Here is a 24,068-nt window from a genome sequence, read left to right as displayed (position 1 = left end):
GTGCTCTTATCAAGAAGTTCCATACTGGCTCCTATTCTTATTAGTAAGTACGATTCTATTAAATATCCTCATTCTTATTTTTAAACGAAATGAAGTATAAGACCGAATACGTAGTAACGCTGTTGTGAGGCTACTATGTATTTCGTATGATTTCCCCTCTCGACATTTTTTATAAATTCAAATAGTTTTTATAAAAGGAGGTTGGCGAATGTCAAAAATACCCATTTATATAAAGCTGCTCATTGGGATTGGGATGATTATTATCCTTACCTCACTGTTTCTGTTAAAGGATCATCCTTATTATGTATGGCTAAGATGGACAGGCAATATTTTATTGATCGTCGGTATTGTACGGATTCCTTTTACACAGAAAACTGATAAAAAACAAGTCAATACTCGATAAACCACTTGGACTCTCAGGTAAATTTCCACATAAATAAATCCTTTTATTTCTAAGTCTTTTCCTTTATTATCAATAAGGGCACCCTAAAATAAAGAGATAGAGGTGCTGACATGTTTGGTATTATTAATTATGAAATGTTTTTATTAACAGGAATTTTATTAAATCTAGTTCCTGGCGCAGACACTATGTATATTATTGGGCGAAGTATTGCCCAAGGAAAAAGAGCGGGTGTATATTCTGTTTTTGGAATTATTACTGGCTCCCTAATTCATACGTTATTGGTTTCTTTTGGTCTATCACTCATTCTGACAAAATCAATTATATTATTTACAATCATTAAGGTAATGGGTGTTATATACCTCGCTTATTTAGGAATAAAGATGATACGCGATCAGTCAACGATCGGTTTTGAGTCATCTACAGGGACACTAAACTTAAGAAACATTTATATACAGGGCCTATTTACAAGTTTGACGAATCCAAAGGTTTCCTTATTTTTCATTGCGTTTCTCCCGCAATTTATTGATGTTCACGCATCTGGGCCCATTCCATTCCTCCTTTTAGGCCTTACTTTTACAGCAACTGGACTTGTCTGGTGTTTAGTTGTTGCTTACTTCTCCTCGTATATGACGACAAAATTACGAGGCAATCAAAAGTTTGGACGCCTTCTAAATAAGGCGACAGGAATACTATTTATTGATATAGGCTTCCAATTGCTGCAAACAAAAGCTCCACATTAATACGGAATTTTACAATTATGCCCCCCACGAACAGCTCCTTTCATTTTGAAGGGGCTGTTTGACTATAAATTAGGCAAATATCAAAAGAAATGATGCAAATGAGACAAGCAAATTGATCATTTATAAAGTTTACTTCATAATTCTGTGTTGATAGGCAGAATCTTTTCTTCTACAATCAGGCTAGAATGTTGAAGAACATTCTTTTAAGAAAAATTTTCAAAGGGAGTGTAAAATTGGACCTATTACTTTGGATAACTATTGGTTTCATACTAATTGGATTTGTAGTTCTCACTTCTATGAAAAAAGGGATGGAAAGAAAGATCACTTTTATAAAAGAAAATAGGGAAAACGAGGAAAACTCATCAAAAGCTACATCCGTAATTTGGTGGATATGGTGTTCCACTGCTTGGGGGATAGTGAGTATGTTTCTTGTTGTTTGGTGGTTGCATAATCATTTTAGATGAACCGCAAAAAGCCATCCCCTCCACAAGCGGAGAGAATGACTTTCCTTCATAATCATAAATCGCAATACTACAGATTACAGCTTTGCCCAACGTTCCTCTAACCAATCCATAAATTGTACACCTTTGTCGCCTTCATACGCATCAAAGACATCTAAACGCATCCGTTTTAGTTTATCCGCAAAATCTGCCACTGTATGGTCCTTCGGCAAGCTCTTTTTAACTCGCAGGAAAATTTTGTCTGTTCCTTTGATAATATCAAAACGTGCCGGTGATGGCTTCTCTACGTCCGCGCCAAGCGCCGCAAGCGCTTCATAGGCTGCTACTTGCACCTTGTAGACAGTATCATGCTGCATACGATTAATTAATAAATCTATAATTTTGTCATGTTGATAAGCCGATAACTTTTCGACTGCGTCTAAACGCTCTCGCCAGCTAGATGTATAATTGGCCTGTTTTTTTAATGCTTCATACTGCTCGGGTAATGCTGTTTCAAACTGTTTCAAGTAATTGCACCTCTTTTTTTAACTAGAGGAAAAATAAATTCTTTTTCTTCTGCTTCACTTATTATACGTTGTCTTGGTGAAAATAGCGATGATTCGTTGATAAGGACAAATACCATTAAGGGGTCACTACCTTCTGTAAAAAGGATTAGCGCTCGTTTTCATTTGACCGAGCGCTATTGGACCTTCTGCTTTTTTATTTACCTATCCCCCTATTCTTCTTGTTATTATTAACATAAAGTTATAAAATCAGATGAAAAAGAAGGTCTTTTGATGTTAGAAAAATTAAATGTATTTCTCCAAAAATACATTGCGATCTTGACACCATTAAGTTTAATTTTAGGTGTATTATTAGAAAGCATAGGACAAAGCTTATTATTCCTCGTATCATGGCTATTTGCATTCATGACATTTTCAGGAAGCTTACATATGAAATTTAAAGATGTAAAAATCTTTGTGAAGCATCCCGGACTTATTATCTTCTCCATTATTTTTCTTCACCTATTAATGCCGTTATGGGCGTATTTCTTATCTACTGTTATCTTTGATGACCATTTGTTAACGGTCGGATTTGTTTTAGCGGTTGCACTTCCAACAGGTGTTACAAGTGTTATTTGGATCAATATTTGCAAAGGAAACTTACCGTTAGGCTTATCGATCATTTTAATCGATACGCTCCTTTCTCCATTCATTCTCCCTTTCATTCTCTTCTTTGTGTCTGGTGAAAAAATTGAATTAGACGTTCTCTCGCTTATACTTAACTTACTCTTAATGATTGTCTTACCGACGATTGTAGGTATATTGGTGAATGAATGGTCAAAGGGAAAAATACCAAAGAAAATGGGAAAGAAGCTTGCGCCTTTTTCAAAGCTATGTTTATTTGCTGTTATTTTAATTAATAGCAGTGCGATCGCTCCATACTTGAAAGATTTTAATCTACACCTATTGTTCGTTATATTATTAGTGTTTCTGATTGCTGTTTCAGGCTATGTCTTCGCCTTTTTGATTGGTCGCTATCTGCTAAAAGACTATTCACATATGGCTACCTTTGTCTATACTGGAGGTATGAGAAATATTGCCGTTGGGGTCATTGTGGCCACAACATACTTCCCAGGTAAAGTAGCAATGCCTGTCGTGTTTGGTATGTTATTTCAACAAGTGCTTGCTTCAATTTTTAGTAAAATGGTGATAAAAAGTACCACTGTGATGGCTGACAATCAAGTTTCACATTAGGTGGTGTTTTCATGAAAAAAGACATGATCAAAGTTATTACTGTTTATGGGATAGAGCTATTTTAATTTTATTAGTGCCACTCCTCTTTTATTGTTTTTAGAGTGTATCGAGCTTCATTTGCCAATCTAATTTTTAGGGGGGATGTTATGACTGTTAAAAATAGGAATTTCATTTGTTTCATTAGTGGCTTAGCATTATTTTTAGTAGGAGCCTATAAAATCTTTACCGATCACTTGGAAGCTATGTCCCTACTGGTAGCTTATATATTCTTCGTTTGTGGATTCATAGGGTCTGTTTTTAGTATTCTATCTTTATTTAGAACAGCTCGAAATTAGCGTGGCTATTCTATGAAATCATAGACTTTTCCCTTATACTGATAAAAATACATGAATAGGATGGTGTGATCTAGATGATGTATGCTCCATTATTTGAACAGGACGTTCCAGCACTTCTTCTTCCTTAACGGTAGAAGCGCTTTTTCTCCGTTAAGGACATAGGTAACTATGAAAACGGAGGAAAAAACATGAGAAAAAAACTAATCGGCGCCTTCTTTTTATCGCTTGCGGCGAGCATTTGGGGCGCTATGTATGTAGTTGTCAAAGTGGTGGTGGAGGTCGTGCCACCGTTAGAGCTTGTTTGGATTCGTTATGTAATTGCCGTCTTTACACTTGGTTTGATTGGCATTATGACGAAACAATCTTGGAAAATCGCCAAAAAGGATTGGCTCCTTATTTTTCTTGTCGGTCTGATCGGCAATACGATTTCGATTGTTACTCAAGAAATGGGCACCCTGCTTTCCACTGCACAAATGGGTGCGATTATTACGGCTACAACACCTGCTTTTATGGTTGTCTTTGCACGTGTCCTATTAAAGGAAGACATAACCATCAAAAAGTGCTTGTCTATTATCCTAGCAACAATTGGTGTTGGTGTCATTGTGGGCCATGGCGGAATTGATAGTACCCAACAATTAGGTGGACTCTACTTATTGCTTGCCGCCTTAACATGGGCATTGATGTCTGTTCTAGTAAAAAAAGTTCCAAGTCATTACTCTCAAATAGTGGTGACAACCTATTCTTCCTTCATTGCCGTTATCCTATTGACGCCTTTTGTCATTCCAAGGTTAAATGAGATGAATCTATCCATTGTTGTGCAGCCAACGATTTCAGGTGGCTTGCTCTATTTAGGTATTGTTTCAACTGCTGGTGGTTTTTTATTGTGGAATAAAGGGCTTCAACTAATGAATGCTTCTAGTGGGGGCTTATTTTTCTTCTTTCAGCCCGTTGTCGGTACATTTTTAGGCTGGCTCCTTTTAGGGGAGACGATTGGTCTTTCATTTTGGTTGGGCTCGCTTTTCATTTTTAGCGGTGTATTTATGGTCATTCGAGAAGAGTAAAAGAATGTGCGTTTCTATCTTGTATAGAGGCGCACTTTTTTAATTCAGCTACTGGCGGTTATGCCGTTATTTGTAGTCATGTTCCTACAGCTCGCCTCATATATTGCAACAGTTTAAAGGAGCTGATGATTTGATTCCCCTTTTAGATTCCATTAAGGAACTATCATTTCTAGCCATACTTATTTCCAGTATGGTGTATCGCAGACATCTTAAATTAACGAAATGGAAAAGAAAACTAACGATTGGTGAGTGGACAATGTATATCGCCACTTCCACCGCACTTCCTGTTTATGCCGTACTTTATTTTGCTTTTCTATTGGGAACAAAATAGAGGGAAAAATAATACTATTTAACCTTAAAGACTTCATTTTAGGAGGGTTATTTTATGTTTCAAACAGTAGAGCATTTTTTACAATCTTGGACATTTGAAGCTACTGCTACGCAAAATTTACTCCACCAGCTTACCGATGAATCGCTTCATCAAGCAATAACGGCTGAACATTGGACTTTAGGACGTATTGCTTGGCATACTGTCACAGCTATTCGAATTATTTCCGCCAATACCGATCTAACCTTTGAGGCACCAGCAGAGGATTATCCTGTTCCCACTTCCGCTCAATTGATTGCAGATAGTTATCATCAAGCGAGTAATGCCTTTATTGAAGCAGTAAAAACACAATGGACAGACCAGACCATGAATGAAATGATTGATTTTATTGGTCAATCCATCCCTAACGGCTCTCTTTTATTATTTCTATTGCAACATCAAAGTCATCATCGTGGACAAATAACTGTGCTCATGCGACAAGCCGGCTTACCTGTTCCAGGCATTTACGGTCCCGCCAAAGAGGAATGGGCACAGTTCGGGTTGCAAGCCCCCCAAATGTAAATGAAGCTAAGACAGACACAATATTCAAAGCGAGGTTGCCCATTAAAGGACAACCTCTTTTTTGAGCGCTTATTTAAGAGTAGCTAACCAATTATTTGTGTCTGCAATGGTTGGGTTTGCTAAATAATGGCCACCTTCAATTTGCATTGTTTGACCCGTCATAAATTTTGATTCGTCCGAGGCTAAAAATACCACTGCGTGACCGATATCATCTGCTTCACCATGGTATGGTAGGGCATTGAATTTAGAATAGATTGCTAGCAATTCATCTGGCATATTATTTTTTGCTGCTGGTGTTAAAATGAGACCTGGTGCGACCGCATTACAGCGAATTTTATCTTTGCCATATTGAGTGGCAATGTTTTTAGTCATATTGACCACTCCTGCCTTTGTAGCACCATAGGCTGTACGGATTTGGTCACTAGCGAATGCAGCCATGGAAGCTGTGTTAATAATAGAGCCCCCTCCTGCCTTTTGCATATGTGGTATGGCAAAGCGACTTCCAAGTAAAATGGATTTTAAGTTCACATTGACTAAACGATCCCATTCATCTAAGTCGATATTCACCACATCTAAATCCTTCTGCAAGTTTGTTAAACCAACATTGTTAAACAATACAGTTAATGTACCGTATTGTTCCACCGTGAAGTTCACTGCCGCTTCAATTGAAGAAGCATCCCCTGCATCAAGGAAAATCGCTGAAGCCTCGTAACCTTCTTTCACTAAAGAATGTGCCGCTTCTTGAGCACCCTCTATATTGAAATCAGCAATAACCACATTTGCGCCTTCCTTGGCTAATAAGATCGCTGCTGATAAACCAATTCCTGATGCGCCACCTGTTACTAAAGCTACTTTATTTTGTACACGATTCATATTTCATTCCTCCTTAAAACAAAAAAGAGCAACACACTCTTTATTTTCAGTAAACAGTTTAACATTAAACTATTTATTTTTAAACTAAAAAGACTAGCCCATTGATTACCTGATGCCATCTTTTTTATGTTATATTTACATAAATTACATAAAGAGGTGTTTATATGGAAAATGATAAAATGAATTGTAAAGCATGTGGAAACGATGCCTTTGCTTTAGGACAAATTGGCAGTTTCACGAGTGAAGGAAATATACGGCCGTTCGGTTCAATTATGGCTACTGGATCTCCACTTATTTTAACGTTTTGCACAAAATGTGGGGAAGCTGCATCCATTAAAGTAGCTAAGCCAGAGAAATTTAAGTAAGGTCGCGAGTAGGTGAATATATGCCTCATCGATAGACAGTTAAAATTGGTGGCGTGTTACAATGCAAGACACCTCAATCCTCCCCCTTCTATGCAAGAAATAAATAATTATGCTATAATACATTGGAAAACCTCAAAGGGTCAACCAATTCTTGGCTGTAGCGAATAACCTCGCTACAGCTTTTTTATATGATCGCTTACTTTTTATTAACACAACTAAAAAAATAAAACGAGAGCATCTCTTCAAAAGAAGTGAAAATTGCTCCCGTTTTTATGTTTCCTTATTATTTTTCTTCCCCCATTGATACGGCTTTTTCGACCAATTCCACAGCAAAATAAAGAGATATATGATGACCATCGTAATTATCATCATTGTCACGTTTTCGCCCCATGTAATAGATGCTTGTTTCCTCCATTGATTGATCGTTCTTACGATGAAGTAGGTAATTGGATAAATGAAATAACCTAATTGAGCCCGTGTCATAATTCAAACATTGACGTAAGCTTCATGATAGTTTTCCAATTACGAACCGTTGCGGGCATCTCGAGCTTCGGCAATTGTTGGCTCAGTTTGGCGTTGCGGATGCTCTTGTAAAATAAAAGATAAACCTCTCTGCCAATGATGACGCAACGCTCTTGATCATTTTCATAGGATAAGTACTTATGACGATTTTCTTCTGTTGGGGCAGCAGGTAAAAAGGAAACATGTAGGCTTTCCCCAACTGCTGTGGCACTTGCTTCAGCGATGTCTTGCTGAGAAAATGGGCAATTGTTGACGATATGCTGAATTTCTTCAGCGGTTCTAATGATGACTGTACTTGTAATATCAAAATTCATTTGGATTGTTTCATGAATTTGCTTCTGCAAAACTTCCTCTAATTCGGTCGATTCAAAAAGAATATTTCCACTTTGAATATAGGTACGAATGTTTTGCAATCCTAGCGGTATAAGAGCTTCCCTTAAGTCAGCCATTTTTATTTTATTATGCCCACCTACATTAATCCCTCTTAGTAATGCTACGTAGTTCATCCTACACTCCCACCTTTCTCTCTACTCTCATTATAGCCATAATTAGGGAATAATAAAGGAAAACTGCACCTAGGGAGTCCAAGTGCAGTTTAATCCTTATGCTAAACGCTCAATGTCCTTTATTAAACGCTCCACATTTTCTTTTTTTGTCGCCCAGCTTGTACAAAAACGAACAACCGTATGTGTTTCATCGAATGATTCCCAAACGGAGAATGAATATTTTTCGCCTAATGTTTTCAGTAAATCATTCGGTAAAATTGGGAATTGCTGATTGGTTTTCGAATCATAGCGTAATGCAAAGCCTTTATTGATAAATGCCTGTTGAATGAGCATGGCCATCTCTACCGCATGTTGGGCAATATCCAAATAAAGATGGTTCTCCAATAATGTTTCAAACTGAAGACCTAGTAATCTACCTTTAGCCAATAGCCCACCTCTTTGTTTGATCATATAGCGAAAATCTCGTTGGTAGGCAGGATTCACGATTACGACCGCCTCGCCAAATAGTGCCCCCATTTTTGTACCACCTATATAAAATACATCGCAAAGCTGAGCAATATCTGCTAAAGATAAATCATTATCCTGTGCTACTAAACCATAGCCTAAACGGGCTCCATCTAGAAACAATGGCAATCCACAATCCCGGCAAACTTTACTTAATGCGGCTAATTCAGCTTTACTATAAGTTGTTCCATTTTCTGTTGGATGAGATATGTACACTAAGCCCGGCTGTACCATATGTTCATGTGTGCTATCTTGCCAGTGCGCGTCGTAGCATGCTTTAACCTGTGCGGCCGTTATTTTGCCATCATCACTAGGCAAAGTAAGCACTTTATGACCAGTCGCTTCAATTGCCCCTGTCTCATGGACAGCAATATGGCCTGTAGTTGCAGCAATAACGCCTTGATGAGGACGTAGGATGGAGGCGATTACAGTTGTATTCGTCTGCGTGCCACCAACTAAAAAATGAACGTCTGCCTGCTCAGCCGCTATCGCTTTTTTGATATACGCTCTAGCTTTTTCAGAATGCGCATCCATGCCATAACCCGGCGATTGCTCTTCATTGGTTTCCACTAATTTTTGCAAAATTTGCGGATGGGCGCCTTCTGCATAATCATTTTCAAATCGTATCATATCTTTCCCTCCAAATTCTCTCTGTATCTATCCCTTATTTTACAACCTTATGATGGTAATAATCTATGGTTAGTTAGTCGGAAGGACTTATTTAGCTTTGAAGGCTGCTAACAGAAGAATGTTGATCCACATTCAACGACAAGGAGAAACTACGGGCATAGATAATACAGGACACTCGCTTTCAGCTTAACCTATTGCTGTATATTCGCTATGCTCATTCCACCTGTAGATCATCCTTTAATTCATAATTTCCATTTGTTTAACTGTAAACTAACTGATATACTTATTGTATCAATGCGCAGTAATGGGGCGAATATATATCAAATTTTGCCCTCACGCATAGTGTACAAGCCGACTTGTTTCACAAATCTCTGCCATCTGAAAATATTATAAATGGAGAGGATAAGTATGTATAAAGAAGATCGGCTACCACAAAACGCAAAAGAGGGTACTTTATTTTTATTGATTGTTTCAGTTATTTCTGTCAATACCATTGCACCCATTATTGTTGGGCTAGAACGAGGTTTCAATATAGCTGTATATACGGAGACACTTAAAATTATTCCCATTATGTGGGTCATTGTCATTTTATTAGTGAGAGCAGTTGCGGGTCCCTTAGTTGGAAAAATAATGCCTGTTATAATAGGCCCAACCGATGGGTTCAATGCACGCGTGCTATTGGATACATTATTACATGTAACGGTATTGTCTATTTTTTTATCAATCATTGGTCCTTGGGTAGGAACCAAGCAAATTAGCTTAGAGCCCTTTCAACAATTTCTTCACATTTGGCCAAGGAATTTTGCTGTGGCCTTTTGGATTGAACTTTTATTAGCACAGCCTATTGCTCGATTTGCGATGAAAAAACTACATCAAAGACAGTCCATTCAAGCACATCAATTATAAATATGAATTTGCCTAATGAGTATTATTGATCATTAGGCTTTTTTAATCCTCTTCCATTCAACTCATTGATCAATCCCCTGAAGGACCGCATGACGAATCATGAGTTGTTGAACTATTGTCAGCACAATGATAGTTCTCCTGAATAGTAGTATGTGAATGATGCCCATGGAAATCGTTTGTTGATTGTAGATCATGTATTTGCTCATTGGATTCGTTCGATGTTTTGCTAACATTACTGATGATGCTGACGACTACGATGATGCCAATAAATATAATAAAAAATTCCATTTCTACCATACCTCCCTCTTCCATTATAAAGATTATACCATTGCATTGATAAAAAAATGATAGTTATTCTTCTATGTAAATTTCCCCATTACCCCTTTAGAGGACAGTTCGTTTTAGGAACCATTCTCAATGAATGGCTCTCTGTTATGTTATGTGACAATTTGATCCAACTTCTCTGGCTTTCGTCTATTTATGGTGAAATGACGGATAAAAATAATACCACAATCGAATGGATTGTGGTGTGTGAATTATGATTGAGATTTATGTGATGATGATTCGTTCGAACAATGAGTATCGGTTGAATTTTTCTTTTGTTCTTTTGTTAACGCATTATCTTCACGCACATCTAAATCATCTGGACTTAAATCTGTCGCTAATTCCGCCAACTCTGACTGACGTTTATATTGCTTGCCCTTTGTCAAAATGATCACCTCCAAGTAGTATTACATTGCCCTAATTGGTTTGATCTCATTCTTGGAAAGGTATGAAATAATCATTTCTAGCTATGCTAATTGAGGTACAGGCTGGTTCAAAAGATGGTGATATGCCTGTAAATCTTGCTCATATATTTTTTTATAGGTCGCTAGGCTATGCTGCTTTATATAATCAAAATCCTCATCACATACGAAGTGATGTTTACGATTGAGAGCCCAAGCATTTTCCCATGCTGTTTGCTCAAATTGAATATTCATGTCATGTTCTTCCAGCAACATCGTTAACAGATGCTCATGAAGATAAATTTCCTGTAAGGTATGTTGTTTTTTCATTGTAAAAATTTCAATAGTACGTGGAAGCGATGTTTGTAATGCTTCACGATCCACCGCATGACCCAGTTCATGTAAGGTCATTGTTTTTACATACATTTCTAGTGATAGTGGATATTGCAACTCATTCTTTGCCTCAATTAAACGGTCAGCATCAAAGCCCACATAATCCCCAATAAAGTTATAACTCATATTTACGCCTGAATGGTCCTGCTTTATAGTCATCGTCATGCCAACAGCCTGCACAACGGAGTTGATGATTTCATATAGTTCTTTCTCTTTTAGTTGTTTTGTCATGAACCGTCCTCATTTCCTCTGCAAACATTCTCATGTAACGATAATAGAAGCGGATTAAATATATACTACAATTCATATAAATTCAACCAATTCATCCTATACATATAGAGGAAATGCTCAACAAAAAAGGCGCTTGTAGTAAAAACTACAAACGCCTCATGTGTGAAGGGTTATATTTTATTTAACGTAATTAGCGATTATTGTTACTTCAACGATTTTGGTTACCGTTGGTGTTGGAGTTAGTACTACGCTGTTTGCTGCGAGCCTCGCCGCCTTTGCGACCTATTTCCTCATAAAATTCCTCGCCGTGGTTGTCAGCTGTAGCTTCTCCACCCTTTTGACCGATCTCTTGATAAAATTCATGTCCATGATTTTTAGACGTAGCCTCGCCGCCCTTACGTCCTATTTCTTCATAAAAATCACGATCATGATTTTTGGAGGTAGCTTCTCCGCCTTTACGTCCCGCTTCTTCGACAGTCATGTTTTCATTGTTGTTTCTGTTGCGATTGTTTTGCTTGTTAGCCATTTTCTATTCCTCCTAATTATTTTTTTGAGCTATTGACTAGCTCGCTATTTATATTCCCAGCTCCATCCTATCTAAACATCCTTTTTTCAAAAAATTAATTTTTCTATAGTAGTAGAACCTCTCAATGCTAGCGTTCATCAGTCTTTGAGCAATCATATAAATTTATCCATTCCAATATAATACTAATCTATAACCTTGTAATTTTTTGAAGGAAGGGTGATGTGAAAATGACGATATTGACAAAGCCATCTATTGGCTTAACACAATTTACGGACTTCACGATGAAGGGAAGTGCTGCCAAGACGAAGTTTGTGAAAGATATTAAATATCAGGGTGATTATCATCCAATTAAGGATTATTGGAAAGCATTACGCGAGGGGTTAAAAAAATACCATGAGCATCATTTTAATGACTCCTACCTTCTCGATATGATAGACAATGCCCTCCCTACTCGGCAGAAAAATTATCAAGAAGCGATTAAAGCTTATTTAAAATTTTTTAAAAACAAAAATGTGCAGTGGTTTGAACCAGGTAAATCTAATTGGGTTTGTGGTGACTTAATCGTGCGTTCAAACCCAGAGTTTGGTTTAATCATCGATGACATCCCCTACCTTATAAAATTATACTTCAAAGGAAAAAATGAACGCATTGATAAACATAAATGTCGATCTGCCCTGACACTCCTAAAGGATTCTCACTATTCCGTTGAACATCCCGATTCTGTTAAGCATGCCATTTTAAATGTTCAAAAAGGTCGCTTAATTACTGAGGATGAATCGACCGAGTATCACCAACTAGCTCTTGAAGCGGATGCAGCACAATTTATGTTTATTTGGAATAGGCTTTAATCCCATTCAAGTAAACAACTATATTTGAATAGGGTATTTTTTATTCTAATCGCACGGAAAGCATAAATAGCCTCTCCTCTCTAGATGAAACTAGTTCAACCATGACAAAAGGACATTCCATATAGGATAATAAGGGATGGCGTTGAAATTAGATAAAAAGGAAGTGCTTCTATGAATGCAGAAATGGTCATGCAGGAGCTGGAGGAGCTAGGCAAAGAACGTACGAAGAAAATGTATATGTCGAATGGGGCACATGAGCCGGTTTTTGGCGTGGCAACTGGGGCGATGAAGCCGATTGCTAAAAAAATTAAAATCGATCAGGCTTTAGCAGAAGAGCTTTATGCTACTGGCAACTATGATGCCATGTACTTTGCGGGTATCATTGCAGATCCAAAAACGATGACGGCGGCTGACTTTGATCGATGGATGGATTCTGCCTATTTTTATATGCTATCTGACTATGTAGTGGCAGTCACTTTAGCGGAATCCCCCATTGCACAAGAGGTGGCAGATGCATGGATTGCAAGTGGTGAGGAACTAAAAATGTCAGCGGGCTGGAGCTGCTATTGCTGGCTTTTAGGAAATCGCAAAGATAGCGAGTTTTCTGAGAGCAAATTAGCGAGTATGCTAGATGTTGTGAATAATACGATTCATACTGCACCCGAACGAACAAAATCTGCGATGAACAATTTCCTTTACACCGTCGCGATTTCCTATGTACCCCTTCACGATAAGGCAGTGGCCACCGCACAGGCAGTTGGTCCTGTGGAAATGAAGCGTGACAATAAAAAAAGCACGACATTGAATGCGTATGAAAATATTCAAAAGGAACTCGATCGAGGGAAGCTTGGTTTTAAACGTAAATATGTAAGATGTTAATGAATCATACTAAGAGGCATTGATCCAATATGGATGAATGCCTTTTTACATACAAAAATGGTTATGGATACATTTTGTTTTAGAATCTTTGCTGCTGTCCTCCATCGCCTCTTACACAAAAACAGGGAAGTTAAAATGAATAAATTAACTCCGTTTAAAGCAAATTGGCACTAATAATTGATCTGTTAGTGCCTTCCATGTTGTGTATATAACAGCTTCATAGTTGTTTTTTACTACTAATTTACTATAAAAACATTCCAAATTTTACTTTTTGATAGTATAATAATTACATATTTTGATAATAGGAGGATACATATGAAAAAACTGGTCTTATTTTTAGCGATGGTTACACTATTTTTCACTACTACCTCGATTGCTGACGCGCATCCAGGACGTCTCGATAGCAATGGTGGTCATAATTGTTCAGAGAAGTCAAAGGCAAAAGGTCTTTGTACAGGCTATCATTATCATAATGGGAATAGCGGCGGTGGTTCGTCCTCAGATGGTCAAAGCAACTATACAAAGCCGACAACAGCAATACAAGCACCGACATTGACAAAGGTAGCCGTTTATTTGAATAATGTAAAACAAAGCTATACGCCAAGCGCCTACATGAAAAATGGCACAACATTGGTACCGATGAAACCGATTTTTGAAGCACTTGGTGCAACAGTTTCTTATGAAAGTGCTACTAAAAAAGTAACTGCGACAAAGGGCAGCAAGAAAATTGTCATCGGAGTTGGCAACAAAACGGCTTATGTTGATGCAAATGGAACGACATCTACCATTAACCTTAGTCACCCTGCTGAAGTTTATCAAGGAACAACAATGGTACCTTTACGTTTTGTAAGTCAAGCACTTGGCGCAGAGGTTACATTTGATGAAGCCAAATTAACGGTCTATATTACAACAAAATAATGGACAAGCAAAAAGCAGCTTCCCCTGAAGGATGCTGCTTTTTTAGTGTTGTTTTAACTCGAACTGATATTTTTTATTAATTTTATTAGCAATTTTCTCTAAAAAGGCAGCAACAGTCATATTTTCAACTTCATTTGTATACCATGCCAGTTTAGCGCCATAATTTTTCTTATTATAATTTACTTCCAATGGCCAGAAGTTTTTAGTCTTATACGTATAATCAAATTTTACATATAATTGCTTTCCCTCTGGACATTCCATGACTACATTGTATAACGGATTTTTTCGTTCCTGCTCAAATTTTACTTTTCTAATTTTTGTTAACATCCTAACCCCCGCCTCTCTTCTATTTATTTCGACAAAAGTTCTAAAGATCTTAAAAAAAAAAGATAAAGCACGCTGTTTCAACGAACTTTATCCTTTCTATATTATAGCATAGTTATTTATTATCGACAAATTTATCGTAATATCGTTTGAGCATAGTAGCCATTTGCTCCCGCGTGAGAACGCCTGCTGGATTCATATTTTTACTACCATCTCCTCGGATAATACCTTCTCGAATAGCCCAATCCCATGCTTCTTTATAAGATGCGCCAACTTCTCGGTCGGATTGTAAACTGGCTTTAGTTGCTAATAGACTTTTTAAAGCCTCTATTTCCTGCTTCAACTCATTATATTGTGACACGGTTAACTCCTCCTCCAGTCCATTTTTTATATCTTGTTGGAACTGTGCTTCGGTAACACCCATACTCATTAAATAGGCAAACGGATCTTTGTGTGTGGTGCCGCCCAAATTATCGGCAATCCATCGATGGGATTTAATGCCGTTGCCGGTACCATCTAAAATAGTTGGTACTCCTGCTTCTATAGCCATTTTGCGTAATAACCAAATATAAGCCGCATAATCCTTTTTAAATTGTTCCTTATCGGAAGTCCGCGCTAGCTCTACTTGGGCATAGCTATATGGATTCCCTTTTGGTCCACAGCCATATTGGACGCGGTTAACGGGTGCTACTTGCACAATACGTCCACCTCCCCCTACCCAGTGAGAAACGAAGGCATTGGCTTTATTTTTATTCATATAGGCAATTTCATTTTCTAATGCGTTTGGACCTGTGTTTGTGCTGTTACCTGATTCATGCGCTACCACGTACTTGATAGCGGTGAGCGGCTGATTCGGTAAACCTGACATTATTTGCATTTCAATAACAAAACTCATTATGCACCATCCTTTCCTACCATTTTTTTGCGAATGACAACCATGTTATTCATTAGTTATGTCGATTTTAGGGGAGAATCAACAACTAGTTATAGGGCGATATTCTAACTATTTGCCATGGTTGACTGATGGGGCTGAATGGGTGACTGCTCTATTTCACCTTTTTTGCTGCTACACATGTCAAGCTAATGACCGTGAATGAAATAACATTCACTTATTCTAGTAAATGCAAGCTACACCATTTTTTCTAGTGAGTTGTGCTCATGACTATTATTTAAAATGATGAATAAATGATCATTTCACTTCAGCAGGTACATTGACAAAGGACAGCTCCATATAGTATTTTGTATCTTCTAAACTGGAAGGAGAGAGATAAAGTGGTTATAAAAAATATCATGAATCGATTAACTAGCTTACAAGGTTACACTGCTATTAAAAAAATCGACAAAGGCTATTCCTCTGATACCAAATATGTTGTAACAGTTGATGATACACCTTACTTTGTACGGCTATCCGATCTCGCACACCACGACAAAAGATGGACTGAATTTACTTTGTTGCAGGACTTAGAGCTACAGGGAGTTCAAACACATAAGGCCATTGAATATATGGCCCTCCCTGACAACGATCTTTCAGCGATGGTTATGAGCTATTTAATAGGCACCCCTGCGGATGAAATCATTCCTCACCTTTCGGACACAGAGCAATTCCATCTCGGTCTTGCGGCTGGGAAAGAATTAAGAAAAATTCATCAGGTGAAAGCTCCAAAAACTGTCCAATGGGAGACGTTACAAAAAGAGAAATTTACTAATTATTTACAAGCCTATCAACAGGATTCTTATCAAATTCCGCAAGAAGCTAAATTATTGAGCTTTATCGAAGAACATTGGCCGCTATTAAGACAACGTCCTATTACATTGCTTCATGATGATTACCATCTTGGTCACATTATTTGTCACCAAAACTGCTTCAATGGGGTTATTGATTTCAATGGCTATGATGTCGGTGATCCCTATCATGATTTTTATAATCTAGCCCTGTTTAGTAGACGGCGAAGCGTCCCCTATTGCGTCGGGCAAATAAATGGGTATTTCACACAGCCACCAGATGACCAGTTTTGGCGCCTTTATGCCTTATATGCCGCGATGAATGTCATTGCAACTATTGCTTGGACACGCCAATATGATCCGCAATCGTTTGACGATGCATTAGCCAGAATTCAGCTAATTTTGGAGGATCATGCTTCCTTTTCATCCGTGAAGCCGTTATGGTATGCCGAAAATTAGGACGTTTAACCACTTTCGAGCAGCGCTAATATTTTTTGTCGTTCTGCTTCAAAATTAATGGTTGGCTGCTGTGGCCGTTCCTCTTCATGTCGATGATGAAACCACTGCGGAATAGTCTCTTGACGTCTATTGACTGGAATGTCCGTCACTTTTATCTTCTTCGCCTGAAAGCGCCTTTGATCTGAAGCAATATCTGCCATGGTCTTTAGTTGTTTATGATGCCAATTTTGCAATATCTTCTCAACATACCGCCAGCGCAATACATTGTGTTCCACAGCTAGCTTCATCGCGTGAATGACGATTTCCTCTGAAAAAATGGTAAGCCAGGAATGAATTTTTGCCGTTATATACGCCGACAGTGAGCCAAAGCCTTGTTGTTCGTAAAAGTAGTCGGCTGTATGTGATGGTTGATCATCATTTTTATTTTTTAGTAATTGGTTATTTAGTAATTTATTATTTAGTTGTGTGGGCTTTTCCGTTTGTGGTGCGACCGTTGACGGATAACCCGTTGACGGCTGGACAGCACGTTTTGATACTTCAAAAACGACAAACTCCACCTTGCTGAATTTCCCATCCTTTGTTCGCTCCTGCACCTTTTGAAGATAACCTGCCAAAATCAGTTCATTGATAATGCTAGCAGTTGCTTCACGTCCACATTTACTACGTGTCGCCAAATCAGTCAGACAAAAATCCCAATCATCTGGTAATGACAGCATATAGGCAAGTAACCCCTTGGCCTTCCAACTTAATTGATCATCATTTAAAAAGCCCTTGTCCAATACGACAAAATTTTCGTTCTTTACTACTCTGTAGATCATAGCTACCCCTCTCCCCTACAATTAATCTCTGTACCATCTATATAAATGGACATGAGGTTAAAAGGGACAATTTTTCTAATTCACTAAAATTTGTGGTTGTTTTCAGAGTATGGCCTTCTGCATACATGTACAGCAAAAAAGACACTTACCATTTAGTAAGTGCCTCCTCTAGGCTAACTGCCCATTTTACAATTGCCTTGTTTATTCGTACAGCTCTTTATAAATTATAACTTTTAATGCAGCTATTTCTTCATCTGATAATTTTCCTTCTACCTGTTGCAATGCCTCTTCCTTTGTCATGGAGCCATCTTGTAATTTCACACGAATATCATTGAGCTCTGTAATGCCAACCTTTTGAATGATTACTTTCGTAGCATCTTCTTTTGATGTAAACGGTAACGTACTACTATCAACCGTTTTCGCCTCTTCCATATAGGCTTTTAACTCCGGATCATTTTCAATCGTATTTTTTATTTCTTCCATTTGTCCACTATTCTCTAATTCTGTTGAGAGTGTATTGACAATTTTTTCAGACGCAAATTTCGTGCCAAAATGTAATACACCATAGCCAACTATACCAATGAAAATAATAAAAACAACTAACCATTTAATGAATCTCAAAATCGCTTCACTCCTTTATCCACGTTCATCATACTATATGGAGTGGGGTATTGAGAAACAATTCTCCCTAGAAATTATGTAAAAAAACCCCATTCAATGATGAGGCTTTTATTTGACGTATTTCAAATACTTGCGGACAAATTCTACAATATAAAGTACTTCTTCATCCGTCATGCCTACAAGATTGCAAACGCGTTGCAGTCTTGCGGGTGAAGTTAATTGTTGGCGAACTTGATGGATATACATGTATTTGCATTTACGCGGATTGACCTTATCCCGTATTTGCTTGTATCGAAGATATGCATAGCGTGCAAAGGCATTAAGCATCTCCCGCTCCTGCTCATCACGTTCCTTTTTTCTAGCAGCTTCATCAATTATATCCGTTTCAAACGTCCGTGTACCATCTGTTAATTGCATAGTACCACCTCTCTATTGCAAATGTACTTTTACTTATTAAATGCAACAAAAAAAGCCACACCTAGGGTAGATGTGACACTTTTATTGATTATCTATGTAAAGATTATTAAGAGCGCTTTCTTTTCTGATCTCGTTTCTTCAAAATGTAGCGTGTAATCCCAAGAGTGATAACAATTTCATTAATTAATAAAAATTGAAAACCATTGGGTGTTGCATTTCGCCAATCATAGATGCCCCAAATGATGAGTGTGAAGAGAACAACTGCAAGTGTATATCTAGAGGCTTCTGAATAATAATCTTTTTCTTTATCCAAGGTACACAACATCCTTTCGAATGAGCTGGTATGTTCACATATAATAAGCAAAGATAGCGACAATAATATTCGGTAATGCTAACAATAACGCGTTATTCATCATATGATTGCGTTCGTCCCGATCTTCTTTTGTTTCTGTTGCAAAATTAGCACGCATTCTATCCCCACTCCCCATTGACCCCGACATCAGTAAAGCGAATATTATGAATATTCCACCTACTAATCCAGAAAGTAAATGCGCTTTTTCTGTACCCCATATTAGGATTGAAAATACTACACCTAGGATGGACAATATTGCTCCGATGCCTACATATTTCATTTCCGCACCCCCTTACTTTAGTATACGGTTAAAGCTTCATTTTCGTTTCAATAAATCCAAAATTTTCATATTTACTCCAACAACTATATACTAGAAAGAGGAAATTGCTTTATTTTGTAAATTATTGTAATGTCCGATATCGTGTTGCTGTTTTGTACTAAGCCTACTTTGTAGTGTGAGAAAAATTTCTGTAGTAATAATTCGCTTATGTAGATTCGCTTCTTCCCCATTATGGCTTGCAGCTATTCGTGATAAATAACATAGATTTTACAAAGAATAAGAAAGGTGTAGATACGATTGAAAAAAGAAATTGGTACATTGCTATTGTTAAGTACAGTTATATTTTCAGGATGCCAATCAGATCAAAAAGAAGAACGAGTTTCGAAGAAATCCCACAGCCCAACACATATAGATACCACTTTAATCGGGGCATCTGACAATCAAGAAGTAAAACTGTATAAGAAAGGAGATGGCGTAAAGCTAGAAATTAATGGGCACGTGAAGGACTTTAATTGGAACAACCCTAGTGATACAGGTACCGAGCCACAAGTGTTTTACATAGATATGACGGAGGATGGCAAAGAAGAAGCAGTTATCATCATTCAAACTGGCAGAGGAACGGGGCTAGATAATTATGATATTCATATAGTAGATCAGGACTTACAAGAAATAAAGGTCCATTATTATGAGGAAATTGTTGCTCAACATATTGAGTCAAACGTTGTGAAAAAGGATCATGAAACATTAACGATTACGGGCCGAGCACTGGGCAAGGAATACCACTTTGACTACCATGTCGATCCAGAGCTAGAATTACAGCAGGATGAACTAGGCTTTGGTGGGATAACGATTTACTATTTAGAAAATCAAAAGATACAATTGACCCTTGCAGCTAGTGTCTTTCCTATCTATGTAGCTGATTTCCACATTACCTATAAATACAATCATACGAAAAACGAATTTATGATCGATCAAATAGAAGTAGCACCTATTCAACAATAAATGACAGCCGTATATTTTCAACCTATTATTTATTCGTATAGGATAGGCTGCAAACGTTCATAGTAAGTATGGTATGAAACTTATACCGAATCATACGACGGAGGGATCAATTTTATGAATAATGTTCGTGAAGGTTTAATCCCAACTATTCTCGGGTCGGCTGTCACAGCGGCAGGATATGCCATGAAGCAAAAGCATGGCTCTAATAAAATGGTGGCCAACACCATTTTTGGCTTTGGTTTAGCTCATATTGTGTTAGGAGCTATTGACCTTGTAGAGCATCGTCGTTAAGAAAAGAAGGGCACTCAATGTGCTCTTCTTTTTTATTTTGAATAATTTCCCTCATAATGTTAGCATTGTTATATAGTTGAAATGAAGGAGAGTTGTATAATGGCCACATTTGAAGATTTTACAGCGCTTGATCTACGAGTGGGTACGGTCTTGGACGCACAGGAGCTACCAAAAGCGCGTGTTCCAGCAATAAAAATGAACATCGATTTTGGTGAGGAGCTCGGTATTAAACAGTCTTCCGCCCAAATTACAAAACGTTATACGCCAGAGGTAATGGTCGGAAAGCAAGTCGTAGCAATTGTTAATTTCCCCCCACGCCGCGTTGCCGGTTTTAAGTCAGAGGTGTTAGTTATTGGTGGAGTGCCAGGTGAGGGAGACGTCATCCTGTTAACACCTGATCAGCATGTACCAAATGGAACAAAAATACATTAAAGAGCCATGCATTATGCAAGAGGCTCTTTTTTGTGAATGGGTATCCATATTTCACTTGTAAAGGTTGGTGATGAAAAATCGGTGCTCGCATGATTGACAATTTCAGGGCCAGCAACTTGTTCATAGCTAGAAGATGGAAACCACTCAGCATAAATGCGGCCCCACGTCTCCTGAAGTGTTTGCGGGAAAGGTCCAACCACCGTAAAGACAGCCCATGTATTCGCTGGGACAGCAAGTTGGCAAAAGCGCCCTGGGGTTGTTGCTGTAGTAGCCACGCCAATATAATGATCGAGTTCTCCCTTTTGCTCCATTCGCCCATCAGAAAAATTTGTAGAAGCTTGGATGATGCCCTTAGGTTCCACATTAGACAGCTTTTTAAGTTGCTCAATATCTTTGGTTGTTAGGGATTGTGCCAATTTCACAATGTCCGGATTTTCTCCCTCAAAAATAATCGGTACGCGTTTCATCAAACCAACAATGTGAAAGGCTTCCTTTTGCTCGAGTCGGTAATTCATTTCAATTCCTCCTTGGATGGTCAATTGGAAGGTCATCCGTGGAAAAGCTTTGAATGTTTGGCCAGTTTGCCTCGCCTCTGAAGGTGTAATCCCATGTAAGTGCTGAAAGGCTCTTGTAAAAGCATCTGCTGAGCTATAACCATACATAACTGCTATATCGAGGATTCTCATAGAGGCATTTGACAATTCAAGAGCGGCCAGTGTCAAACGTCTCCGACGAATGTATTCGGAAAGTGAGATGCCTGCGAGAAATGAAAACATTCGTTTAAAGTGATACTCAGAACAATACGCTCTTCTTGCCACTTCCTTCATATCAATGTCATTGGTCAAATTGGCCTCAATATAGGCAATCGCTTCATTCAATCGTGTGCATGATTCCACTAGAATAACCTCCCTTTCCACAACAATAGCAAGAATAGAATTGAGTCATCCGACATATTGTGCCCGATTAAGTCGCCTTTCAAAAAAATAATCTATCGAACAGGCAGATAACTAACTTTCGAAGTTACTTTCACATACATATAATAGTGTAAAGCTAATTTTAGCCTTACACCTCCTGACTTGATACTTAGGGTCACTGCTCACACAGTGGCCCTATGAATAAGAAGGATTAAGCATAGCTTGTATTCCATTTTTTGGAAAATAAATGTGTTACTGATTTCGATTTTTGAAAAAACTCTATCCTTTTGGACAAGCTTTTGCTCTGTCATAACGTCTTCTATGTAGTAGTTTGATCATTAAGAACGTAAAAGAAATGACCAAGAACTAAAATTCTTGGTCATTATTATGTTAGCGGTAGGTTGAATGGCTAGGTTCAAATAAGTCTTCGTCTGAATGACGCACCAGCGAGAAATGGTCAACATTGTAATGACCGTGTAATATGTCATTATGATGTGCGATCATGGCTTCTGGTACTAAATGCTTGGAGCCGTTCGTCGAATGTCCATCAGCGACAACTGTGACATCGAAGCCGTGAACAGTGGCCGCTCTGACGGCAGTATCCACACAATGCTCGGTTTTACACCCCATCATTACCAAATGCTGCATGTCATGATCCTTTAAATAGTCCAGCAACCCAGTTTTGTAGAATGCATTGGTGGCGAGTTTATCAAAAAAGACAGCCGATGTTGGAACATGGATTTCTTTATGTACTTGAAAGCCATCTCCCTCTCCACCAGCCACATCTTGATCACGAACAAAAATAATTTGAACATTTTCCTCGATAGCCTTTTTAATTACCTTATTGATGGTCTCTAGTAATTCTTCTTTGCGATAAACAGCTTGTTCCTCCTGATTACCTTCTATCAGTTCTTGCTGTGCATCAATTACAACTAACGCTTGTTTCAAACGCATCTCTCCTTTTTCAGTTACTACCCATACTTTACCATAAAGGAGGACTAATCTTTATTATTTTTTTACCTTAGAAACGGTTATGCCATCCCCAATCGGTAAAAGGATTGACTCCAATTGTTGATGGTTCGCCACCAGACGATTAAATTTCTTCATGATGGCTGTATATCGTTTTGGTGTCACTTCTGGGTCTGCAACACTACCCGCTGCTAATACATTATCCGTGACAATTAATGCACCAGTATTTGCTAGTTTTATACAATTTGCTAAATAATTTTCGTAATTTTCCTTATCCGCGTCAATAAAGAAAAAATCAAAGCGTTTTCCATCAGCTAGAAGCTTTTCAAGGCTTTCAAGGGCAGGCCCAGTGAGATAGGTCACTTGTTCAGCAAAGCCTGCATTGGCAAGATTTTGTGCAGCTAACTGTGCATATTTTTCCTCTAACTCTAGTGAGGTTAATGTGCCCTCCTTTTTCATTCCTCTCGCTAGACAGATACCACTATAACCACCTAATGCACCGATTTCTAAAATATTCTGAGCCCCTGTAATCGATACGAGCATCGTCAATAGCTTTCCTGATGAAGGAGAAACAGAAATGGCTGGCATACCTTGTTCCGTAATGGAAGCTATAACATTCTCAAGAATGGGATCCTGCTGGGCAAATACCGTATCAATATAGTTATTCACTTTTTTCATGCACAGGATCTCCTTCTTCTATCTGTGAATGATCAATTGCTGATTCTACTGTTTCACTTTCATGTATATCAAACAGCTGGCTAAATTCTTGGATCACCATATCAATGGCCTTTAACTCACCTACTAAAATTTGTTGAATGGATTGAAACTCGGGCTGTTCTAATTGCTGTTTAATCGTTGCACGTTTCACATTTAACGTTTCTAAAAAGGCAATGGCTCTCCCTCTTCGGAATGTTTTTGCTCCACGTGTCGCCGTTCCCTCCACTCCTCTGTGACGACCACCTCGATGATGACCTTCCTTCATATGCTCTCTAAAACCTGAACCTCTCATTCATTAA

Annotated in this window: 35 protein-coding genes; 15 read left to right on the top strand and 20 right to left on the bottom strand. The window is 38.2% G+C overall.

Going from position 1 to position 24,068, the window contains the following annotated elements:
• Positions 1–208 precede the first annotated feature (208 nt).
• The 3 genes from PI85_RS15850 (at position 209) to PI85_RS24900 (ending at position 1,607) form a co-directional block, all read left to right on the top strand.
• The gene (locus tag PI85_RS15850) at positions 209–403 is read left to right on the top strand and encodes a hypothetical protein (RefSeq protein WP_036125450.1); all 195 of its coding nucleotides are present in this window, start codon (positions 209–211) and stop codon (positions 401–403) included.
• A 110-nt stretch (positions 404–513) separates the two neighbouring features.
• On the top strand, positions 514–1,143 hold the full coding sequence (locus PI85_RS15845) for a LysE family translocator (protein ID WP_036125448.1): 630 nt from the start codon (positions 514–516) through the stop codon (positions 1,141–1,143).
• Between the two features lie 233 nt (positions 1,144–1,376).
• Entirely contained in the window at positions 1,377–1,607 is a 231-nt protein-coding gene (locus tag PI85_RS24900) for a hypothetical protein (RefSeq protein ID WP_036125446.1), read from the top strand.
• A 74-nt stretch (positions 1,608–1,681) separates the two neighbouring features.
• Here PI85_RS24900 and PI85_RS15835 read toward each other — a convergent pair whose 3' ends face one another.
• Complete coding sequence (locus tag PI85_RS15835; RefSeq protein ID WP_036125442.1) at positions 1,682–2,110, bottom strand: HEAT repeat domain-containing protein; 429 nt, start codon at positions 2,108–2,110, stop codon at positions 1,682–1,684.
• A gap of 270 nt (positions 2,111–2,380) precedes the next feature.
• Between PI85_RS15835 and PI85_RS15830 the strand changes: the two genes are divergently transcribed.
• The 3 genes from PI85_RS15830 (at position 2,381) to PI85_RS15810 (ending at position 5,625) form a co-directional block, all read left to right on the top strand.
• A complete protein-coding gene (locus tag PI85_RS15830) occupies positions 2,381–3,340 on the top strand; it encodes a bile acid:sodium symporter family protein (RefSeq protein WP_036125441.1) in 960 nt (319 codons plus the stop codon).
• A 523-nt stretch (positions 3,341–3,863) separates the two neighbouring features.
• Positions 3,864–4,736: a DMT family transporter gene (locus PI85_RS15820; RefSeq protein ID WP_036125438.1), complete on the top strand. Its 873-nt coding sequence runs from the start codon at positions 3,864–3,866 to the stop codon at positions 4,734–4,736.
• 385 nt (positions 4,737–5,121) lie between these two features.
• A complete protein-coding gene (locus tag PI85_RS15810) occupies positions 5,122–5,625 on the top strand; it encodes a DinB family protein (RefSeq protein ID WP_036125434.1) in 504 nt (167 codons plus the stop codon).
• 69 nt (positions 5,626–5,694) lie between these two features.
• On the opposite strand, the gene PI85_RS15805 is transcribed toward PI85_RS15810, so the two are convergent.
• Complete coding sequence (locus PI85_RS15805; RefSeq protein ID WP_036125432.1) at positions 5,695–6,498, bottom strand: SDR family NAD(P)-dependent oxidoreductase; 804 nt, start codon at positions 6,496–6,498, stop codon at positions 5,695–5,697.
• Between the two features lie 164 nt (positions 6,499–6,662).
• On the opposite strand from PI85_RS15805, the gene PI85_RS15800 reads away from it, so the two are divergent.
• Positions 6,663–6,863 carry a hypothetical protein gene (locus tag PI85_RS15800; RefSeq protein WP_036125431.1) on the top strand — a complete coding sequence of 67 codons (201 nt, stop codon included), beginning with the start codon at positions 6,663–6,665 and terminating at the stop codon, positions 6,861–6,863.
• A gap of 283 nt (positions 6,864–7,146) precedes the next feature.
• Here the strand turns inward: PI85_RS15800 and PI85_RS25070 are convergent, their stop codons facing one another.
• The 3 genes from PI85_RS25070 to PI85_RS15790 all read right to left on the bottom strand — a co-directional run bounded on the left by PI85_RS25070 (position 7,147) and on the right by PI85_RS15790 (position 9,025).
• A complete protein-coding gene (locus tag PI85_RS25070; RefSeq protein WP_255350105.1) occupies positions 7,147–7,278 on the bottom strand; it encodes a hypothetical protein in 132 nt (43 codons plus the stop codon).
• 64 nt (positions 7,279–7,342) lie between these two features.
• Positions 7,343–7,891, bottom strand: coding sequence for a DUF1697 domain-containing protein (locus tag PI85_RS15795; protein ID WP_036125430.1), 549 nt, complete (start codon positions 7,889–7,891; stop codon positions 7,343–7,345).
• A 96-nt stretch (positions 7,892–7,987) separates the two neighbouring features.
• The gene (locus tag PI85_RS15790; protein WP_036125429.1) at positions 7,988–9,025 is read right to left on the bottom strand and encodes a low specificity L-threonine aldolase; all 1,038 of its coding nucleotides are present in this window, start codon (positions 9,023–9,025) and stop codon (positions 7,988–7,990) included.
• 408 nt (positions 9,026–9,433) lie between these two features.
• Here PI85_RS15790 and PI85_RS15785 point away from each other — a divergent pair, with 408 nt between their 5' ends.
• Positions 9,434–9,931, top strand: coding sequence for a hypothetical protein (locus PI85_RS15785; RefSeq protein ID WP_036125427.1), 498 nt, complete (start codon positions 9,434–9,436; stop codon positions 9,929–9,931).
• 69 nt (positions 9,932–10,000) lie between these two features.
• On the opposite strand, the gene PI85_RS24455 is transcribed toward PI85_RS15785, so the two are convergent.
• The 4 genes from PI85_RS24455 to PI85_RS15770 all read right to left on the bottom strand — a co-directional run bounded on the left by PI85_RS24455 (position 10,001) and on the right by PI85_RS15770 (position 11,761).
• Positions 10,001–10,219: a hypothetical protein gene (locus tag PI85_RS24455; protein WP_036127863.1), complete on the bottom strand. Its 219-nt coding sequence runs from the start codon at positions 10,217–10,219 to the stop codon at positions 10,001–10,003.
• A gap of 248 nt (positions 10,220–10,467) precedes the next feature.
• A complete protein-coding gene (locus PI85_RS24700; protein WP_235318499.1) occupies positions 10,468–10,650 on the bottom strand; it encodes a hypothetical protein in 183 nt (60 codons plus the stop codon).
• Between the two features lie 72 nt (positions 10,651–10,722).
• Positions 10,723–11,280 carry a hypothetical protein gene (locus tag PI85_RS15775; protein ID WP_036125424.1) on the bottom strand — a complete coding sequence of 186 codons (558 nt, stop codon included), beginning with the start codon at positions 11,278–11,280 and terminating at the stop codon, positions 10,723–10,725.
• A gap of 208 nt (positions 11,281–11,488) precedes the next feature.
• The gene (locus tag PI85_RS15770; RefSeq protein ID WP_369794264.1) at positions 11,489–11,761 is read right to left on the bottom strand and encodes a KGG domain-containing protein; all 273 of its coding nucleotides are present in this window, start codon (positions 11,759–11,761) and stop codon (positions 11,489–11,491) included.
• Positions 11,762–12,033: 272 nt separating this feature from the next.
• On the opposite strand from PI85_RS15770, the gene PI85_RS15765 reads away from it, so the two are divergent.
• From PI85_RS15765 to PI85_RS15755, 3 genes are all read left to right on the top strand, one after another.
• Entirely contained in the window at positions 12,034–12,654 is a 621-nt protein-coding gene (locus tag PI85_RS15765) for a hypothetical protein (protein WP_052323535.1), read from the top strand.
• 171 nt (positions 12,655–12,825) lie between these two features.
• The gene (locus PI85_RS15760) at positions 12,826–13,533 is read left to right on the top strand and encodes a DNA alkylation repair protein (RefSeq protein WP_036125420.1); all 708 of its coding nucleotides are present in this window, start codon (positions 12,826–12,828) and stop codon (positions 13,531–13,533) included.
• Positions 13,534–13,848: 315 nt separating this feature from the next.
• Entirely contained in the window at positions 13,849–14,451 is a 603-nt protein-coding gene (locus tag PI85_RS15755) for a copper amine oxidase N-terminal domain-containing protein (RefSeq protein ID WP_036125419.1), read from the top strand.
• A 42-nt stretch (positions 14,452–14,493) separates the two neighbouring features.
• Here the strand turns inward: PI85_RS15755 and PI85_RS15750 are convergent, their stop codons facing one another.
• Positions 14,494–14,778, bottom strand: a complete 285-nt coding sequence (locus PI85_RS15750) for a hypothetical protein (protein WP_036125418.1) — start codon at positions 14,776–14,778, stop codon at positions 14,494–14,496.
• A 112-nt stretch (positions 14,779–14,890) separates the two neighbouring features.
• Entirely contained in the window at positions 14,891–15,670 is a 780-nt protein-coding gene (locus PI85_RS15745; RefSeq protein ID WP_036125416.1) for an N-acetylmuramoyl-L-alanine amidase, read from the bottom strand.
• Between the two features lie 377 nt (positions 15,671–16,047).
• Between PI85_RS15745 and PI85_RS15740 the strand changes: the two genes are divergently transcribed.
• The gene (locus tag PI85_RS15740) at positions 16,048–16,956 is read left to right on the top strand and encodes a phosphotransferase family protein (protein ID WP_235318497.1); all 909 of its coding nucleotides are present in this window, start codon (positions 16,048–16,050) and stop codon (positions 16,954–16,956) included.
• Positions 16,957–16,961: 5 nt separating this feature from the next.
• Here the strand turns inward: PI85_RS15740 and PI85_RS15735 are convergent, their stop codons facing one another.
• From PI85_RS15735 to PI85_RS15715, 5 genes are all read right to left on the bottom strand, one after another.
• A complete protein-coding gene (locus tag PI85_RS15735) occupies positions 16,962–17,774 on the bottom strand; it encodes a DnaD domain protein (RefSeq protein WP_036125415.1) in 813 nt (270 codons plus the stop codon).
• 201 nt (positions 17,775–17,975) lie between these two features.
• Complete coding sequence (locus PI85_RS15730; protein ID WP_025117043.1) at positions 17,976–18,395, bottom strand: hypothetical protein; 420 nt, start codon at positions 18,393–18,395, stop codon at positions 17,976–17,978.
• 108 nt (positions 18,396–18,503) lie between these two features.
• Positions 18,504–18,812 carry a hypothetical protein gene (locus tag PI85_RS15725; protein WP_008179743.1) on the bottom strand — a complete coding sequence of 103 codons (309 nt, stop codon included), beginning with the start codon at positions 18,810–18,812 and terminating at the stop codon, positions 18,504–18,506.
• A 106-nt stretch (positions 18,813–18,918) separates the two neighbouring features.
• Positions 18,919–19,125, bottom strand: coding sequence for a hypothetical protein (locus PI85_RS15720; protein WP_225316212.1), 207 nt, complete (start codon positions 19,123–19,125; stop codon positions 18,919–18,921).
• 34 nt (positions 19,126–19,159) lie between these two features.
• Positions 19,160–19,444, bottom strand: a complete 285-nt coding sequence (locus PI85_RS15715) for a DUF5316 domain-containing protein (protein WP_036125409.1) — start codon at positions 19,442–19,444, stop codon at positions 19,160–19,162.
• A gap of 297 nt (positions 19,445–19,741) precedes the next feature.
• Here PI85_RS15715 and PI85_RS15710 point away from each other — a divergent pair, with 297 nt between their 5' ends.
• The 3 genes from PI85_RS15710 to csaA all read left to right on the top strand — a co-directional run bounded on the left by PI85_RS15710 (position 19,742) and on the right by csaA (position 21,169).
• A complete protein-coding gene (locus tag PI85_RS15710) occupies positions 19,742–20,446 on the top strand; it encodes a hypothetical protein (RefSeq protein WP_036125408.1) in 705 nt (234 codons plus the stop codon).
• Positions 20,447–20,560: 114 nt separating this feature from the next.
• Positions 20,561–20,737, top strand: a complete 177-nt coding sequence (locus tag PI85_RS15705; protein ID WP_008179752.1) for a hypothetical protein — start codon at positions 20,561–20,563, stop codon at positions 20,735–20,737.
• A 99-nt stretch (positions 20,738–20,836) separates the two neighbouring features.
• Positions 20,837–21,169: a chaperone CsaA gene (gene csaA / locus PI85_RS15700; RefSeq protein WP_036125406.1), complete on the top strand. Its 333-nt coding sequence runs from the start codon at positions 20,837–20,839 to the stop codon at positions 21,167–21,169.
• A gap of 11 nt (positions 21,170–21,180) precedes the next feature.
• Here csaA and PI85_RS15695 read toward each other — a convergent pair whose 3' ends face one another.
• From PI85_RS15695 to PI85_RS15680, 4 genes are all read right to left on the bottom strand, one after another.
• Positions 21,181–22,065, bottom strand: a complete 885-nt coding sequence (locus PI85_RS15695; RefSeq protein WP_036125403.1) for an AraC family transcriptional regulator — start codon at positions 22,063–22,065, stop codon at positions 21,181–21,183.
• Positions 22,066–22,473: 408 nt separating this feature from the next.
• The gene (locus tag PI85_RS15690; RefSeq protein WP_036125399.1) at positions 22,474–23,031 is read right to left on the bottom strand and encodes an isochorismatase family protein; all 558 of its coding nucleotides are present in this window, start codon (positions 23,029–23,031) and stop codon (positions 22,474–22,476) included.
• A gap of 60 nt (positions 23,032–23,091) precedes the next feature.
• Complete coding sequence (locus tag PI85_RS15685) at positions 23,092–23,730, bottom strand: O-methyltransferase (protein ID WP_036125396.1); 639 nt, start codon at positions 23,728–23,730, stop codon at positions 23,092–23,094.
• Positions 23,714–24,061: a hypothetical protein gene (locus tag PI85_RS15680; RefSeq protein WP_036125394.1), complete on the bottom strand. Its 348-nt coding sequence runs from the start codon at positions 24,059–24,061 to the stop codon at positions 23,714–23,716. Before PI85_RS15680 ends, PI85_RS15685 begins: the two co-directional genes overlap by 17 nt.
• Positions 24,062–24,068: the final 7 nt, after the last annotated feature.

This window comes from Lysinibacillus sp. A1, from assembly GCF_000801965.1.
In the GTDB taxonomy this organism is placed as follows: Bacteria; Bacillota; Bacilli; order Bacillales_A; family Planococcaceae; genus Lysinibacillus; species Lysinibacillus fusiformis.
Note: the sequence above shows the minus strand (reverse complement) of the source record. Positions and strands in the feature narration are given on the sequence as shown.

Coding starts and splice junctions, on each gene's coding strand:
- PI85_RS15850 (WP_036125450.1), top strand. CDS start 209: ATGTCAAAAATACCCATTTATATAAAGCTGCTCATTGGGATTGGGATG.
- PI85_RS15845 (WP_036125448.1), top strand. CDS start 514: ATGTTTGGTATTATTAATTATGAAATGTTTTTATTAACAGGAATTTTA.
- PI85_RS15830 (WP_036125441.1), top strand. CDS start 2,381: ATGTTAGAAAAATTAAATGTATTTCTCCAAAAATACATTGCGATCTTG.
- PI85_RS15820 (WP_036125438.1), top strand. CDS start 3,864: ATGAGAAAAAAACTAATCGGCGCCTTCTTTTTATCGCTTGCGGCGAGC.
- PI85_RS15810 (WP_036125434.1), top strand. CDS start 5,122: ATGTTTCAAACAGTAGAGCATTTTTTACAATCTTGGACATTTGAAGCT.
- PI85_RS15805 (WP_036125432.1), bottom strand. CDS start 6,498: ATGAATCGTGTACAAAATAAAGTAGCTTTAGTAACAGGTGGCGCATCA.
- PI85_RS15800 (WP_036125431.1), top strand. CDS start 6,663: ATGGAAAATGATAAAATGAATTGTAAAGCATGTGGAAACGATGCCTTT.
- PI85_RS25070 (WP_255350105.1), bottom strand. CDS start 7,278: ATGGAGGAAACAAGCATCTATTACATGGGGCGAAAACGTGACAATGAT.
- PI85_RS15795 (WP_036125430.1), bottom strand. CDS start 7,891: ATGAACTACGTAGCATTACTAAGAGGGATTAATGTAGGTGGGCATAAT.
- PI85_RS15790 (WP_036125429.1), bottom strand. CDS start 9,025: ATGATACGATTTGAAAATGATTATGCAGAAGGCGCCCATCCGCAAATT.
- PI85_RS15785 (WP_036125427.1), top strand. CDS start 9,434: ATGTATAAAGAAGATCGGCTACCACAAAACGCAAAAGAGGGTACTTTA.
- PI85_RS24455 (WP_036127863.1), bottom strand. CDS start 10,219: ATGGAATTTTTTATTATATTTATTGGCATCATCGTAGTCGTCAGCATC.
- PI85_RS15775 (WP_036125424.1), bottom strand. CDS start 11,280: ATGACAAAACAACTAAAAGAGAAAGAACTATATGAAATCATCAACTCC.
- PI85_RS15770 (WP_369794264.1), bottom strand. CDS start 11,761: ATGACTGTCGAAGAAGCGGGACGTAAAGGCGGAGAAGCTACCTCCAAA.
- PI85_RS15765 (WP_052323535.1), top strand. CDS start 12,034: ATGACGATATTGACAAAGCCATCTATTGGCTTAACACAATTTACGGAC.
- PI85_RS15760 (WP_036125420.1), top strand. CDS start 12,826: ATGAATGCAGAAATGGTCATGCAGGAGCTGGAGGAGCTAGGCAAAGAA.
- PI85_RS15755 (WP_036125419.1), top strand. CDS start 13,849: ATGAAAAAACTGGTCTTATTTTTAGCGATGGTTACACTATTTTTCACT.
- PI85_RS15750 (WP_036125418.1), bottom strand. CDS start 14,778: ATGTTAACAAAAATTAGAAAAGTAAAATTTGAGCAGGAACGAAAAAAT.
- PI85_RS15745 (WP_036125416.1), bottom strand. CDS start 15,670: ATGAGTTTTGTTATTGAAATGCAAATAATGTCAGGTTTACCGAATCAG.
- PI85_RS15735 (WP_036125415.1), bottom strand. CDS start 17,774: ATGATCTACAGAGTAGTAAAGAACGAAAATTTTGTCGTATTGGACAAG.
- PI85_RS15725 (WP_008179743.1), bottom strand. CDS start 18,812: ATGCAATTAACAGATGGTACACGGACGTTTGAAACGGATATAATTGAT.
- PI85_RS15715 (WP_036125409.1), bottom strand. CDS start 19,444: ATGAAATATGTAGGCATCGGAGCAATATTGTCCATCCTAGGTGTAGTA.
- PI85_RS15705 (WP_008179752.1), top strand. CDS start 20,561: ATGAATAATGTTCGTGAAGGTTTAATCCCAACTATTCTCGGGTCGGCT.
- csaA (WP_036125406.1), top strand. CDS start 20,837: ATGGCCACATTTGAAGATTTTACAGCGCTTGATCTACGAGTGGGTACG.
- PI85_RS15685 (WP_036125396.1), bottom strand. CDS start 23,730: ATGAAAAAAGTGAATAACTATATTGATACGGTATTTGCCCAGCAGGAT.
- PI85_RS15680 (WP_036125394.1), bottom strand. CDS start 24,061: ATGAGAGGTTCAGGTTTTAGAGAGCATATGAAGGAAGGTCATCATCGA.